Annotated in this window: 13 protein-coding genes; 5 read left to right on the forward strand and 8 right to left on the reverse strand. The window is 67.5% G+C overall.

Annotated features, from left to right (window positions below; translation table 11 throughout):
- The first annotated feature begins 66 nt into the window (after positions 1-66).
- On the forward strand, positions 67-405 hold the full coding sequence (locus tag WFH44_RS17035) for a rhodanese-like domain-containing protein (RefSeq protein WP_336715583.1): 339 nt from the start codon (positions 67-69) through the stop codon (positions 403-405).
- 113 nt (positions 406-518) lie between these two features.
- On the opposite strand, the gene WFH44_RS17040 is transcribed toward WFH44_RS17035, so the two are convergent.
- The 4 genes from WFH44_RS17040 to purS all read right to left on the reverse strand — a co-directional run bounded on the left by WFH44_RS17040 (position 519) and on the right by purS (position 4,565).
- The gene (locus WFH44_RS17040; RefSeq protein ID WP_336715255.1) at positions 519-917 is read right to left on the reverse strand and encodes an STAS/SEC14 domain-containing protein; all 399 of its coding nucleotides are present in this window, start codon (positions 915-917) and stop codon (positions 519-521) included.
- 184 nt (positions 918-1,101) lie between these two features.
- Entirely contained in the window at positions 1,102-3,519 is a 2,418-nt protein-coding gene (gene purL / locus WFH44_RS17045) for a phosphoribosylformylglycinamidine synthase subunit PurL (protein WP_336715257.1), read from the reverse strand.
- On the reverse strand, positions 3,520-4,293 hold the full coding sequence (gene purQ / locus WFH44_RS17050) for a phosphoribosylformylglycinamidine synthase subunit PurQ (RefSeq protein ID WP_336715259.1): 774 nt from the start codon (positions 4,291-4,293) through the stop codon (positions 3,520-3,522).
- Entirely contained in the window at positions 4,293-4,565 is a 273-nt protein-coding gene (gene purS / locus WFH44_RS17055) for a phosphoribosylformylglycinamidine synthase subunit PurS (protein ID WP_262107643.1), read from the reverse strand. Before purS ends, purQ begins: the two co-directional genes overlap by 1 nt.
- Positions 4,566-4,755: 190 nt before the next feature.
- On the opposite strand from purS, the gene WFH44_RS17060 reads away from it, so the two are divergent.
- Positions 4,756-4,926: a hypothetical protein gene (locus WFH44_RS17060; RefSeq protein ID WP_336715260.1), complete on the forward strand. Its 171-nt coding sequence runs from the start codon at positions 4,756-4,758 to the stop codon at positions 4,924-4,926.
- Positions 4,927-4,979: 53 nt separating this feature from the next.
- Here WFH44_RS17060 and WFH44_RS17065 read toward each other — a convergent pair whose 3' ends face one another.
- The gene (locus WFH44_RS17065) at positions 4,980-5,510 is read right to left on the reverse strand and encodes a serine protease inhibitor (protein WP_336715261.1); all 531 of its coding nucleotides are present in this window, start codon (positions 5,508-5,510) and stop codon (positions 4,980-4,982) included.
- Positions 5,511-5,514: 4 nt separating this feature from the next.
- Positions 5,515-6,435: a 3-methyladenine DNA glycosylase gene (locus tag WFH44_RS17070; RefSeq protein ID WP_336715263.1), complete on the reverse strand. Its 921-nt coding sequence runs from the start codon at positions 6,433-6,435 to the stop codon at positions 5,515-5,517.
- 314 nt (positions 6,436-6,749) lie between these two features.
- Between WFH44_RS17070 and WFH44_RS17075 the strand changes: the two genes are divergently transcribed.
- Complete coding sequence (locus WFH44_RS17075) at positions 6,750-9,815, forward strand: S8 family serine peptidase (protein WP_336715265.1); 3,066 nt, start codon at positions 6,750-6,752, stop codon at positions 9,813-9,815.
- Positions 9,816-10,206: 391 nt separating this feature from the next.
- Here WFH44_RS17075 and WFH44_RS17080 read toward each other — a convergent pair whose 3' ends face one another.
- Positions 10,207-10,659: a MarR family winged helix-turn-helix transcriptional regulator gene (locus tag WFH44_RS17080; RefSeq protein WP_336715267.1), complete on the reverse strand. Its 453-nt coding sequence runs from the start codon at positions 10,657-10,659 to the stop codon at positions 10,207-10,209.
- Positions 10,660-10,761: 102 nt separating this feature from the next.
- Here WFH44_RS17080 and WFH44_RS17085 point away from each other — a divergent pair, with 102 nt between their 5' ends.
- Positions 10,762-10,971 (forward strand): hypothetical protein, encoded by a 210-nt coding sequence (locus WFH44_RS17085; protein WP_264796434.1) that lies wholly within the window; start codon positions 10,762-10,764, stop codon positions 10,969-10,971.
- 51 nt (positions 10,972-11,022) lie between these two features.
- The gene (locus WFH44_RS17090) at positions 11,023-11,241 is read left to right on the forward strand and encodes a hypothetical protein (RefSeq protein ID WP_264796435.1); all 219 of its coding nucleotides are present in this window, start codon (positions 11,023-11,025) and stop codon (positions 11,239-11,241) included.
- Positions 11,242-11,341: 100 nt separating this feature from the next.
- Here the strand turns inward: WFH44_RS17090 and WFH44_RS17095 are convergent, their stop codons facing one another.
- A complete protein-coding gene (locus WFH44_RS17095; RefSeq protein WP_336715269.1) occupies positions 11,342-12,628 on the reverse strand; it encodes an aspartate kinase in 1,287 nt (428 codons plus the stop codon).
- Positions 12,629-12,757 lie beyond the last annotated feature (129 nt).

The raw sequence follows: 12,757 nt of genomic DNA on the forward strand, positions 1-12,757 counted from the left end.
TGCGGCTCGGATCCCGGCGATTCCCCCGGGACTCTCACGATCGACCAATTACTACTTCAGAGCCGCATGGGGCTTGAGCGTGTTCACGCTTCGGATCTTGAGCGGGAGATGGCAGCAGGGGCCCTTGTTGTTGACACGCGGCCGGTCGATCAGCGAGACCGGGACGGTGATCTTCCGGGAGCGGTTGTCATTGACCGAAACGTGCTCGAGTGGCGGCTCGATCCTTCCAGCCCCCACCGGCTCCCGTTCGCTGACGACCCCGCTCGGCGGATCGTGGTCGTCTGCAACGAGGGCTACAGCTCCAGCCTCGCTGCACACACCCTGCAACGGCTGGGACTGTCGCGTGCGACCGACCTTATCGGCGGTTTCCAAGCCTGGGCAGCGCTGCGTAGGCGGCCCGCCTGAATAAACGCCTGCGCTGGAGTCATCGCCGATACGAAATCCAGGACTCTGGGCTCCTCGGAACGGGAGCTTCGCCGCTGCCTCTATCCGCGCTGTCTTGACGCGGACAGCGGCTGCTATGCCTGAAGGGCGGGGGAGTCCGGCGCAAAGGGTTTCGCCAGCCACTGCCGCGCCTCCTTCTCCTCTTCGAAGTACCGGCTCGGGTACCCGGGCGCGTGAACGTCCAGGAAGAACTTGGCGATGAGGCGATCCACGCCGGATGGGCCGACAAGTGCCAGTGCCGAGACGTTCAGCCGGGTGGCAAAAGCCCGGAGGGCGTCGCGGCTGAGAGAAGCCATGCCGTTGAGCTGCACCAGCATCGGGCGGCATTCGTTCGGACTCAGTTCTTCAAGCCGGACCAGGAGGTTCCGGGCATCTTCGGTGGTGACGTCCAATCGGGGCTGCCATTCGACACGGATCAGCGAACTATGGTCACAGACCATGACAAAGCGGTCTGGCCCGGCTTTGTCCTCCATGGACACCTCCTTTTTCACGACCTCCAGTAATGCTGCCGTCACAGGTTCTCAAACCGGCTGTGCATTCGGCAGCCCTGATCAATATAAGGGCGCGATCGGGAACTCAACGGCCGCCCATGCAAAAACGCTCGGCTGGGATAACCCAGCCGAGCGTTTTTGGGGTGCTATCCGCGGCCCGTGCAGGCTACGCGAAGTGCTTCGGCAGCGTCGCCTCGTGGGCTTCCTTCAGCTCGGCGAGCGGGAGGGAGAACTGGCTCTGGAAGTCCAGGGCGCCGATCTCCGTGTCCACGACGCCGATCCGGATGTGCGCGAAGCCGCGGGCGGAGCACATGTCCTTGAACCGGACCTCTTCGCTGCGGGCCACGCTAACGACGGCGCGTGCCTGGCTTTCGCTGAAGAGTGCGGTGAACAGGTCCACACTGTCGCGCTCGCAGAGCTCGCCGAGGCCGATCCGGGCGCCCACGCCGAAGCGCAGTGCCATGTCGGCCAGGGCCGCGGCGAGGCCGCCCTCGGAGAGGTCGTGCGCGGCGTCGATCATGCCGTCGCGGGAGGCGTTGACCAGCAGCTCGCCCAGCAGCTTCTCGGCCGCCAGGTCCAGCTTCGGCGGCTGCCCGCCGAGGTGGCCGCGCAGGTTGGCCCACTCGGAGCCGTCCAGCTCGTCAGTGGTCACGCCCATCAGGTAGATGGCCTGGCCGTCCTCGCGCCAGCCCGAGGGGGTACGGCGGGAAACGTCGTCGAAGCGGCCCAGCACGCCGACTACCGGGGTCGGGTGGATGGCCACGCCGCCGGTCTGGTTATAGAGCGAGACGTTGCCGCCGGTGACGGGCACGCCGAGCTCCATACAGGCGTCGGACAGGCCACGCACGGCCTCGGCGAACTGCCACATGACCTCGGGGTCCTCGGGGGAGCCGAAGTTCAGGCAGTCGGTGACGGCCATCGGCACGGCGCCGGTGGTGGCGACGTTGCGGTAGGACTCGGCCAGGGCCAGCCGGGCGCCCTCGTACGGGTCCAGGTAGGCGTAGCGGCCGTTGGCGTCCGTGGAGATGGCGACGCCCAGGCCGGTTTCCTCGTCCACGCGGACCACGCCGGCGTCGTCGGGCATGGCCATGGCGGTGTTGCCCTGCACGTAGCGGTCGTACTGGTTGGTGACCCAGTCCTTGGAGCACATGTTCGGCGAGGACATCAGTTCCAGCACGGCGGCCTTGAGCTCCTCCGGAGAGGACGGCCGGCCGGCGTCCGCGGCGGAGCCGGTGAACGCGTCGCCCTGCACCTTGTCCAGCCACTCAGGCCGATGGAACGGCCGCTCGTAGACCGGGCCCTCGTGCGCCACGGTGCGGGGATCGACGTCGACAATCTTCTCGCCGTCCCATTCGATGATGAGCCGGCCGGTGTCGGTGACCTCGCCCAGCCAGGAGTACTCGACGTCCCACTTGGCCATGATCGCCTCGAACGCCTCGACGTTCTCCGGGGTCACCACGGCCATCATGCGTTCCTGCGACTCCGACATCAGGATCTCGCCCGGGGTCAGGGTCGGGTCGCGCAGCAGCACGCTGGTGAGTTCTATGTGCATGCCGCCGTCGCCGTTGGAGGCCAGCTCGGAGGTGGCGCAGGAGATGCCGGCGGCACCGAGGTCCTGGATGCCCTCCACCACGGAGGCTTTGAACAGCTCCAGGCAGCACTCGATGAGCACCTTCTCCGCGAACGGGTCGCCGACCTGGACAGCCGGCCGCTTGGACGGTTTCGCGTCGTCGAACGATTCCGAGGCCAGCACGGAGGCGCCGCCGATGCCGTCGCCGCCGGTGCGCGCGCCGAAGAGCACCACCTTGTTGCCGATGCCGGACGCGTTGGCCAGGCGGATGTCCTCGTGCCGCATGACGCCCACGGCCAGCGCGTTGACCAGCGGGTTGCCCTGGTAGACGGAGTCGAAGACGACCTCGCCGCCGATGTTCGGCAGGCCGAGGGAGTTGCCGTAGCCGCCGATGCCGGACACGATGCCGTGCACCAGCCGGGCGGTGTCCGGGTGGTCGATCGCGCCGAAGCGCAGCGGGTCCATCACGGCCACCGGGCGGGCGCCCATGGAGATGATGTCGCGGACGATGCCGCCGACGCCGGTCGCGGCGCCCTGGTACGGCTCGACGAAGGACGGGTGGTTGTGGGACTCCACCTTGAAGGTCACGGCCCAGCCGTCGCCGATGTCAACGACGCCGGCGTTCTCGCCGATCCCGACGAGCAGGTGTTCCTTCATCTTCTCGGTGACCTTGTCCCCGAACTGGCGCAGGTGCACCTTGGAGGACTTGTAGGAGCAGTGCTCGCTCCACATCACCGAGTACATGGCCAGCTCGGCCGCGGTCGGGCGGCGGCCGAGGATCTCGACCACGCGCTGGTACTCGTCTTCCTTCAGGCCCAGCTCGGCCCAGGGCAGGTCCGTGTCCGGCGTCTGCGCCGCGTGCGCCACGGTGTCGATGTTGAACTTGCGTCCCTCGACGTGCTCCACGGCATCCGCGGCACCGCCGAAGCTCTGCACATGCTCGTTGCGCAGTTCCTCGGCCGTGGCCAGATGGGTCTCGACGGGGACGTCGGAGGTGCGGTTGGTCTCAGTCATTTACTTGGCACCTGCCACAATCTTCTTCAGTACGGAGATGAACACGCCAAGCCCGTCCGTGCCGCCGCGCAGGTCAACCGGGCCGGCCGCGGAGAAATCGGGGCCGAATCCGGCTTCCGTCGCATGCTCCGGGTGGGGCATGAGTCCGACGACGTTGCCCGCCGCGTTCGTGATGCCGGCAATGTCGCGGCGGGACCCGTTGGGATTGGCGCCGACGTAGCGGAAGGCCACACGGCCTTCGCCCTCGAGCTCGTCCAGCGTCTTCTCGTCCGCCACGTACTGGCCGTCCTGGTTCTTCAGCGGCACCACGATCTCCTCGCCGGCGGCGTACTCGCTGGTCCAGGCCGTGTCGGCGTTCTCGACCCGCAGCCGCTGGTCCCGGCAGATGAAGTGCAAATGGTTGTTCTTGATCATCGAGCCCGGCAGCAGATGCGCCTCGGTGAGGACCTGGAAGCCGTTGCAGATGCCCAGCACCGGCAGGCCGCCCTTGGCGGCGTCCACGATCTGCTCCATCAGCGGGGCGAAGCGCGAGATCGCGCCGGCGCGCAGGTAGTCGCCGTAGGAGAAGCCGCCAGGGATGATGACGGCGTCCACGCCCTGCAGGTCATGGTCGCCGTGCCACAGGCTCACGGCGGTGCCGCCGGCCAGCCGGACGGCGCGGGAGGCGTCCCGGTCATCCAGCGTGCCGGGGAAGGTGATGACGCCCACGCGCGCGCCGGAGAGGCCGCGGTCGGGGGCCGGCGAGAAGTCGCCGATCAGCGGGGTTTCAGACATTATTCGCCGGCTCCGATGGTCGCGTCGACAATGACCTCCACCCGGGTGACGTCCTCGATCACCGGGTTGGACAGCAGGGTGGCGGCGGCGTGGCGGGCCTGCTCGAGGATCTCCTCGGTGACCTCGCCCTCCACGGTCAGTTCGAACCGCTTGCCCTGGCGGACCTCGCCGAAACCGGTCTGGCCCAGCCGCCGCAGCGCGCCGGCAATGGCCTTGCCCTGCGGATCAAGGATTTCGGGTTTGGGCATGACATCAACAACGATCCGTGGCAACGGTCACTCCTGTGTTGGGAACGGGCTCTTTGAACGAAGCGAGGCACGCGGAAACCGCTGCACGGTCTGTGCAGGAAAAGTGCCGTCTCACGCTGACCCAGCGCTCCGCGAGCTTGCACCCTCCATTCTACCGGCTGAAGCAAACCGCGAATTCTACGCCAACGTCGCCTACGGTCAGTAGCATCGGTCTATGGCCGAGAAACCACAATCCATGCTCCTGCCGATCATGGCCGTCGCGGTCGCCGGCGGCCTTGCCCGGCTCGTCATCCGCAAGTACCGCGGCGACCGCCAGGCAGCGCGCGCCGCGCAGGAAGACCTGGCCCGCCGTGTCAGCGAGGCCGTGCGCAAACCCCGTTCCTGAGCGGCCACCTCGCCTGCCAGCAGCAAAGCCGGCTCTGGCACCCGGGAACGGCCCTAAACCTTCCCGGCCGCCCCGCCGAGCAGGTCCTGCATGGCGTTCCACTCGGAGATCTTGCAGCCGTCGGTCAGCGTGAAGGTCTTGTTGACCTCCCGCCCGTCGATGGTGCCGGTGACGTGGGCCTGCTGCGGGCCGCCGTACTGCTGGGTGCAGGAGCGGTTGGGGTCAGGCTGGGTGAAGAAGACGTTTTCGGCATGCTGCACCAGCGCCGCGCAGGCCGCGTCCGGATCCTGGACCGTGGAGCTTTCCATCGGCTGGGAGTCGACGCAGACGAGTGTCTTTTCCTCCTTGTAGTCCGCGCCGGAGGTCGAGACCGAGATCTTCAGCTTGGCGTCCACGGGGGCTCCTTCCGCAGGGCTCGACGGCGGCGCGCTGCCGGGGCCGCTCGAGGCCGGCTGGCTCGCCGGCGGGCTGGTTTCCCCAGGCCCCTCGCCGCCGGGCGCGCAGCCGCTCAGGAGCAGTGCCAGCGCGGCGGGCACGCTCAGCAGGGCCAGTGCCGTCCTTGAGCCAGCGCGTTTGCGGTCCATGTTCTCACCCTTCGATCGTCTCCAGTGCGGCCAGCAAGCGGCCGCGCAGCCATTGCGATTCATCCGCGAAGCCGCGCTGGGCGGCCGCGTACTGCGCGCGGCCCTCGGCGGTTTCGATGCGGATCGGCTCATATCCCCAGGCGGCGAGATCATACGGCGAGGCCTGCATGTCCATCTCGCGGATCCGCCAGGACAGCTCGAAGCAGTCCATGACGAGTTCGCCGGGCAGTGCAGGAGTGAGTTTGTAGGCCCACTTGTAGAGGTCCATGTTGGCGTGTAGGCAGCCGGGCTGTTCCATGTCCCGCTGGTTCTCCCGGCTCAGCCGCAGGGTGTTCAGCGGTGCCGCCTGCGGCGTGTAGAAGCGGAAGGCGTCGAAGTGCGAGCAGTTGATCCGGCTCGCCTCGACCACGCCATCCGTGCCCTCCGCACCGAGCCGCAGCTCCAGGTATTCGTGCCGGACGCCGTTGAGCCGCGACTTGTAGACCATGGCCCATTCGTGCAGGCCGAAGCAGGCGAACCGGGCCGGACGCGCCGCGGTCGCGGCCAGGATGCTCCGGGTGAAGGACACCGTCTCGGTCCGCTCGCGGAGGAACCGCTCGGCGTCGAAGGTGACCGCTCCGCCGTCGTTAATGTCCTGTTCCGCCCGCTCCGCGTCCGTCAGCGCGCGGTAGTACTTCCAGCCGGCGCGTTCCGCCGCGGCTTCGCCGGTGAGTACGACGCCGGCGCCCGGGTGCCAGCGCAGCAGCTGGCCGGGCTTCTGGGTGTAGTAGGTGAAGAGGAAGTCCTCGACCGGGTGCCTGCGCCCCGCCGAGCGGCGCTCCAGGTACGGCTCGGCGAAGCGGGAGGCGCGGCGCTGGTGCGCCTCCTCGCGAGCCTGCCAGTGCTCCGGGCCCAGCACTTCCAGCCGGGTCAACTGCGACTGCATGATTCTATTGTCGCAAAGACGGGCTGCTATATCACTTCCTTAGGCTCGGGGATAGACTTTGACTGGTTATTGGGTGGGACCGTCGTGAACATTCCTGAAAGGGTTCTTTGAGACTATTTCCTCCGCTAATTTGAGCTCACAGATCCCGCCGGTAGTGGCTTCGGCCACGCAGTTGGGGGGAGGGGCCGGCCGAATGGCCGGAACGCCAGCCGCCCGGAGTTGATTCGTTTCCGCGTCGGGCAGCGAGCAGCCGGCGGGTCTGGGGGCCGGACCAAGTTGGTCCGTCCCACAGGGATGAAAGGCGTTCCAATCTCATGACCAAGCAAAGCAGAGGCTTTGTGCGGCGGCGCTCCTTCCGCGCCGCCACGGCACTCGCACTGGGATTACCCCTCGTACTATCCAGCCTGGCAGGACCGGCGGCCGCAGTCGGGCCCGCCGATCCTTCGGGGCAGCCGAGCGTCCAAGCCTACAAAGACGGCCAGTACATCGTGCTGCTCAAGGGCGAACCTTTGGCAACCTACGACGGCGGGGTGGCCGGCATCGCGGCGACCAAGCCCGCCAAGGGCAAGAAGGTGGACGCGGGCAGCCCGCAGGCCCAGAAGTACGCCGCCCACCTGAACCGGAAGCAGCAAGAGGTCGCCGCCGCGGCCGGCACCTCGATGGGGCAGAGCTTCACGACGGCGGTCAACGGGTTTACTGCAGACCTCACCGCGGAGCAGGCGGCGGTCCTGGCCAAGAACCCGCAGGTGCTTTCCGTTTCCGAGAATAAGCAGCTCAGCCCGGACTACTCCAGCACCGAGTTCCTCGGCCTGCCCGGCAAGGACGGCGCTTGGGAGAAGCAATACGGCGGCACGGCCAATGCGGGCAAGGGCGTGGTGGTCGGCGTGATCGACACCGGCTACTACCCGGACAACGCCTTCCTCTCCGGCGAGGAGCCCACGCGGCTGGCCCGCGGCGCGACGCCCGAGGTCGGAGTCCCGTACCTCACCACCGACGGCAAGATCGCCATGCTCAAGGCGGACGGGGAGACGTTCATCGGCGACTGCCAGAAGGCCCAGGGCAGCAGCAACAGCACGCGCGCCTGGACCGGCAAAGAGTGCAACAGCAAGGTCCTCAGTGCCCGGTACTACGCCGAGGACTTCCTGAAGCTCGTGCCGCCGGCCGAGCGCGACCCGAACGAATCGATTTCGCCGCTGGACATCGACAGCCACGGCACCCACACCTCCACCACTGCCGCCGGCAACCACGGCGTCAAGACGAGCGTGGACGGCCGCGACTTCGGCGAGGGCTCCGGCGTCGCCCCCGCGGCGAAGGTCTCGGTCTACAAGATCTGCTGGGAGGACACCAACCCCTCGACCGGCGGCTGCTTCACCTCGGCCTCCGTCGCCGCCATCGAACAGGCCGTCAAGGACGGCGTCGATGTGCTGAACTACTCGATCTCCGGCAACAACAACTCGGTGCTGGATCCGGTGGCCCTGGCGTTCTTCAACGCGGCCGCCACCGGCATCTTCGTGTCCGCCTCGGCCGGCAACTCCGGTCCGACGGAAACCACCGTCAACCACAGCGCGCCCTGGCTGACCACCGTCGCGGCGAGCACGTTCTCGAACGAGCTGCAGGGCACGGTGGAACTCTCCGACGGTTCCAAGTACCGCGGCGCCTCGATCATGAGCTCCGAGGTCCCGCAGACAGCCCTGATCCTCTCGCGCAACGCCGCGGTCAAGGATGACGGGAAGAAGGAGACGGACGAGACCGAGAACGCCCGGCTTTGCCTGCCGGGGTCGCTGGACGCGGCCAAGGCCACGGGCAGGATCGTGGTCTGCGAACGCGGCGTCAACCCCCGCGCGGAGAAGTCCGTGACGGTGAAGGACGCCGGCGGCGTCGGCATGGTCCTGGTCAACGTGCCCACCGGTTCGCTGGACCTGGACCAGCATGCGGTGCCAACCGTCCACATTAACGACGACGGTTTCCTCGCCAAGGTTGCGGCGGACTCCGGCCTGACGGCGGCGCTGGTCAACCACGACACCACCGGCCAGCCCGAGCCTCCGCTGCCCCAGATCGCGGACTTCTCCTCGCGGGGCCCGTCCACGGCGGTCGGCGGCGACCTGCTGAAGCCGGACATCGCGGCGCCCGGCGTCGGCGTGCTGGCCGGCGTCTCCCCGATAGTAGGCGGCGAAAACTTCGGCTTCATGTCCGGCACGTCCATGGCCGCGCCCCAGGTGGCCGGCCTGGCCGCGCTCATGCTGGGCGAAAACCCCAAGTGGTCGCCCGCGGCGGTGAAGTCTGCCATGATGACCACGGCCGCCGACGTGCAGACAGCCGACGGAGCGGCCAATGAGGACAAGTTCGCCACGGGCGCGGGCGAGGTGGACGCTGCTGCGATGGCCGACCCCGGGCTGGTCTACGATGCCGATGTGCTGGACTGGGCGGGCTTCCTGGAGACGGCCTCCGGCGGCGACGTCTGGCCGGACGTGAAGCCCATCGCCGCCAAGGACGTCAACGTTCCCTCCATAGCGCTGGGCACCTTGACCGGCCCGGTCACGGTGACCCGCACGCTGACCGCGCTCGAGCCGGGCAGCTACTCCGCCGCTATCGACGTCCCCGGAGTGGACGCCGTCATCGTGCCTGAGCAGCTCGAATTCACCCAGGCCGGCCAGTCGCTGGATTTCACCGTCACCTTCACCAACGACAGCGCAGAGTACGGCGAGGCCGCGATGGGCGAGCTGACCTGGTCCAGCACCGACCACACCGTCACCGCGCCCGTGGCCCTCACCCCGGTGGCCGCTTTGGCTCCGCCCACCGTCACCGTCGACTCCGCCGCCGCATCCGGCGAGCAGGCCATCGACGTGACCTCCGGGACGGACAACCCGATCGACATCACCGTGGAAGGCCTGGTCAAGTCCAACGCGCTGACCGAGGAGAAGACTCCGGATCCCAACAACATCACCGCGGCCAGTTCCATCACCAGCACGCTCACGGTCCCGGCGGGTGCCACCACGGCAGAGTTCGCGATCAACTCCGCCGCCGAGACCGCGGACTGGGATCTGTACGTGATGACGCCGGACGGCGAGCAGATCGCCGTCGCCACCGCCAACACCAGTGAGAGCCTGACCCTCACGGCGCCCGCGGCCGGCGACTACCAGGTTGTCGGACACCTGTGGGGCACCTCGGACGGCGCGGCCACCGCCACCGGCACGCTCAACACCGTTGCCCTCACCGGGGACGCCGGGAACCTGACCGTAACGCCGAATCCTCTGGAGCTGCCCAACGGCCAGTCCGGCAAGGTCACGGCCAAATGGAGCGGGCTCGGCTCCGGCAGCTGGGTCGGCCTGGTCAAGTTCGGTGACAGCGCCTACACCACCCTGACCATCAACGTCCCGTAGCGCTAGCCGCCGGTTCGTCCGTCACGGAAGGAGCCCCGTCCAAGCGGCGGGGCTCCTTTCTTGCGCGGGCCGGGCCGCTCTCGGTCAGGCGGCGGGGCTCCTTCCGTGCGAGGCGCCGGGCCGCCCTCGGTCAGGCGGCGCGCTGGGCGCGCGTCCGACGCCGTCGCCCTCCCCGCCAGCCCAGCGTCTTCCCGGCTTGGCTTCCCGAGCATTCCCCGGCGTTCGTAGCCTCGCGCCGCGGGCGTCTGATTGCCACGGCTCCCTGAACTCCCCGCGGATCAGCGCTTGTTCCCTGCTTTACCCTTCAAGCAACGACCTGACCTGCGACGATGTCCGGCATGGATTTCAAAGCTGGGGAGTTCGCGTTTGGCTCAGTCGCCAGACGGCGCGGTCAGACGGCCCGCTGGGCGGCGTCGATGAGCCGCCGCATGGAGGCGTTGAGCTCCTGCAGCATGCCGCGGTCCAGCTCCAGCCGCTCCAGCATGGTTCCCGGAACGGCCAGCGCCCGCTCGCGCAGCGCCGCCCCGGCGTCGGTCAGCTCGATCGCCAGTGCGCGCTCGTTGCCGGCGACCCGCTGGCGGGTGACCAGGCCGGCGCTTTCCAGCCGCTTGAGCATGGGGGAGAGCGTCGCCGGCTCCTGGGCCAGCGCCTCGCCGAGCTCCTTCACGGTCCGGGGGCTCTGCTCCCAGAGCGCCAGCATGACCAGGTACTGCGGGTGGGTCAGCCCCAGCCCTTCCAACACGGGTTTGTAGGCGGCGACCACGCTGCGCGAGGCCACGGAAAGCGCAAAGCAGAGCTGGTGCTCCAGCAGCAGGTCCTCCGCGCGGTCCGAGTCAACCGTCACAGCCCATCACGCCCTTCCGAATAGTTAGTGCACTAATTGTTAGCGTAGAGTGGTTCATGCATCCAGTCCAATCGTCGGCACGCGCAGGAAAGGGGTCCCTCCATGGGCCAGAAAAAGTCGGGGGCGCAGCGGTTCATGAACATCACGGGCAAGCTGCGCGTGATCTTCGGCCCTGCGCAGAAGAGCGGCGTGGACCACCCGATGACGGAGGAGAACAAGGAACTCCTCAAGGCGCGCGAGGCTGAGGCCGAGCAGTGGCAGACGATCCGCCGGGCGGACGGCAGCACCTATATCGTGCCCAAGCAGCAGTAGCGGACTACACTTGGATCACCGGATTCTTACCCCGTTAAGAAGGTGATTCAGATGGCTGGGAATTCGAGTTTCATCCGCGGTTTCATGAGGATTACGGCCCGCGCGGCCAAGGTCTGGGGACCTGCGGACAGGATTGACAGTGACACTCCCGTAGTGCACCGGCACGATGATGCCGAGTTGTCCTCCGAGGAGCAGCTGGCGGAAATCGAAGTGGAACGTGATGCAGAAGGCCATGCCTACGCGTTCCGCAAACGCCACGAGACGACCTGACCGGTCGGCCCCCTAACCATCAGGAAAACAACGACGGCGATCCCCGCGTGAGGCGGGCATCGCCGTCGTTATTTTGTGGCCGGTTGGGCCGGACCCGGTCCTAGCGGCCGGTGCCGCCGTAGACCGTGGCCTCGTCCTCGCTGTCCAGGTCGAACGCCGAGTGGACCGCGCGTACGGCGGTGTCCAGCAGGTCCGCGTGGGTGACGATGGAGATGCGGATTTCCGAGGTGGAGATCATGTCCACGTTGACGCCGGCCTTGTGCAGCGCCTCGAAGAACTTGTAGGAGACGCCCGGGTTGGAGCGCATACCCGCGCCGATCAGCGACAGCTTGCCAATCTGGTCGTTGTAGTCGATGCTTTCGAAGCCGACGGTGGACTGGGCGGCGTGCAGCGACTCGAGGGCGTCCTTGCCTTCCACAATGGGCAGGGTGAAGGAGATGTCCGTCTTGCCGGAGCCCTGGGTGGAGACGTTCTGCACGATCATGTCGATGTTGGCGTGCGCGCCGGCGACGATGCCGAAGAGTTCGGCCGCCTTGCCCGGGATGTCCGGGACGCCGATGATCGTTACTTTCGCCTCGGAACGGTCATGGGCCACGCCGGAGATGATGGGCTGTTCCATGGGTTCTCCCTCTTGGATCTTGATTTTGTCGTCGGGGCTGGGCAGGACCCAGGTGCCTTCGTTGGTGCTGAACGAGGAGCGGACGTGGAGCGGCACGCCGAAGCGGCGGGCGTACTCAACACAGCGCAGGTGCAGGATCTTGGAGCCGGAGGCGGCCATTTCCAGCATTTCCTCGCTGGAGATCTTCTCGATCTTCTTGGCGCTGCTTACCACGCGGGGGTCGGCGGTGTAGATGCCGTCGACGTCCGTGTAGATCTCGCAGACGTCGGCGTCCAGCGCCGCCGCCAGGGCCACCGCGGTGGTGTCCGAGCCGCCGCGGCCGAGCGTGGTGATGTCCTGGCTTTCCTGGCTCATGCCCTGGAAGCCGGCGACGATCGCGACGTCGCCCTTCTCCAATGCGGTCTTGACCCGGTGCGGCGAGACGTCGATGATGCGGGCCTTGCCGTGGATGGCGTCGGTGATCATGCCGGCCTGGCTTCCGGTGAAGGACTGGGCGGTCGCGCCGTGTTCCTGGATGGCCATGGCCAGCAGCGACATGGAGATGCGCTCGCCGGCGCTGAGCAGCATGTCCATCTCGCGGGCGCTCGGGTCGGACGTAATCTGTCCGGCCAGGTCCAGCAGCTCGTCAGTGGTGTCGCCCATGGCGGAAACCACCACAACTACATCGTTTCCGGCCGCCTGCGTGTCGACCACGCGCTTGGCGACGCGCTTGATGCCGTCGGCATCGGAAACGGAGGAACCTCCGAACTTCTGAACTATCAGACTCATGCGCTCTCTAAACAACTCCTGGGTGTGGCCTGCCGGCAGCCTAAGTCGGCAAGCAGTGGAAATCGGCCGCCGGATATGTCGGCTGCAGACAGCGGCGGCATGGCCAGTCTAACGCCGCGGCCCGGGCGC

Source organism: Arthrobacter sp. USHLN218 (genome assembly GCF_037144715.1).
Lineage (GTDB): Bacteria > Actinomycetota > Actinomycetes > Actinomycetales > Micrococcaceae > Crystallibacter.

Excerpts from the sequence above, each read along its gene's own strand:
- WFH44_RS17035 (WP_336715583.1), top strand. The coding sequence starts at position 67 with ATGGGGCTTGAGCGTGTTCACGCTTCGGATCTTGAGCGGGAGATGGCA.
- WFH44_RS17040 (WP_336715255.1), bottom strand. The coding sequence starts at position 917 with ATGGAGGACAAAGCCGGGCCAGACCGCTTTGTCATGGTCTGTGACCAT.
- purL (WP_336715257.1), bottom strand. The coding sequence starts at position 3,519 with ATGACTGAGACCAACCGCACCTCCGACGTCCCCGTCGAGACCCATCTG.
- purQ (WP_336715259.1), bottom strand. The coding sequence starts at position 4,293 with ATGTCTGAAACCCCGCTGATCGGCGACTTCTCGCCGGCCCCCGACCGC.
- WFH44_RS17060 (WP_336715260.1), top strand. The coding sequence starts at position 4,756 with ATGGCCGAGAAACCACAATCCATGCTCCTGCCGATCATGGCCGTCGCG.
- WFH44_RS17065 (WP_336715261.1), bottom strand. The coding sequence starts at position 5,510 with ATGGACCGCAAACGCGCTGGCTCAAGGACGGCACTGGCCCTGCTGAGC.
- WFH44_RS17070 (WP_336715263.1), bottom strand. The coding sequence starts at position 6,435 with ATGCAGTCGCAGTTGACCCGGCTGGAAGTGCTGGGCCCGGAGCACTGG.
- WFH44_RS17075 (WP_336715265.1), top strand. The coding sequence starts at position 6,750 with ATGACCAAGCAAAGCAGAGGCTTTGTGCGGCGGCGCTCCTTCCGCGCC.
- WFH44_RS17085 (WP_264796434.1), top strand. The coding sequence starts at position 10,762 with ATGGGCCAGAAAAAGTCGGGGGCGCAGCGGTTCATGAACATCACGGGC.
- WFH44_RS17090 (WP_264796435.1), top strand. The coding sequence starts at position 11,023 with ATGGCTGGGAATTCGAGTTTCATCCGCGGTTTCATGAGGATTACGGCC.
- WFH44_RS17095 (WP_336715269.1), bottom strand. The coding sequence starts at position 12,628 with ATGAGTCTGATAGTTCAGAAGTTCGGAGGTTCCTCCGTTTCCGATGCC.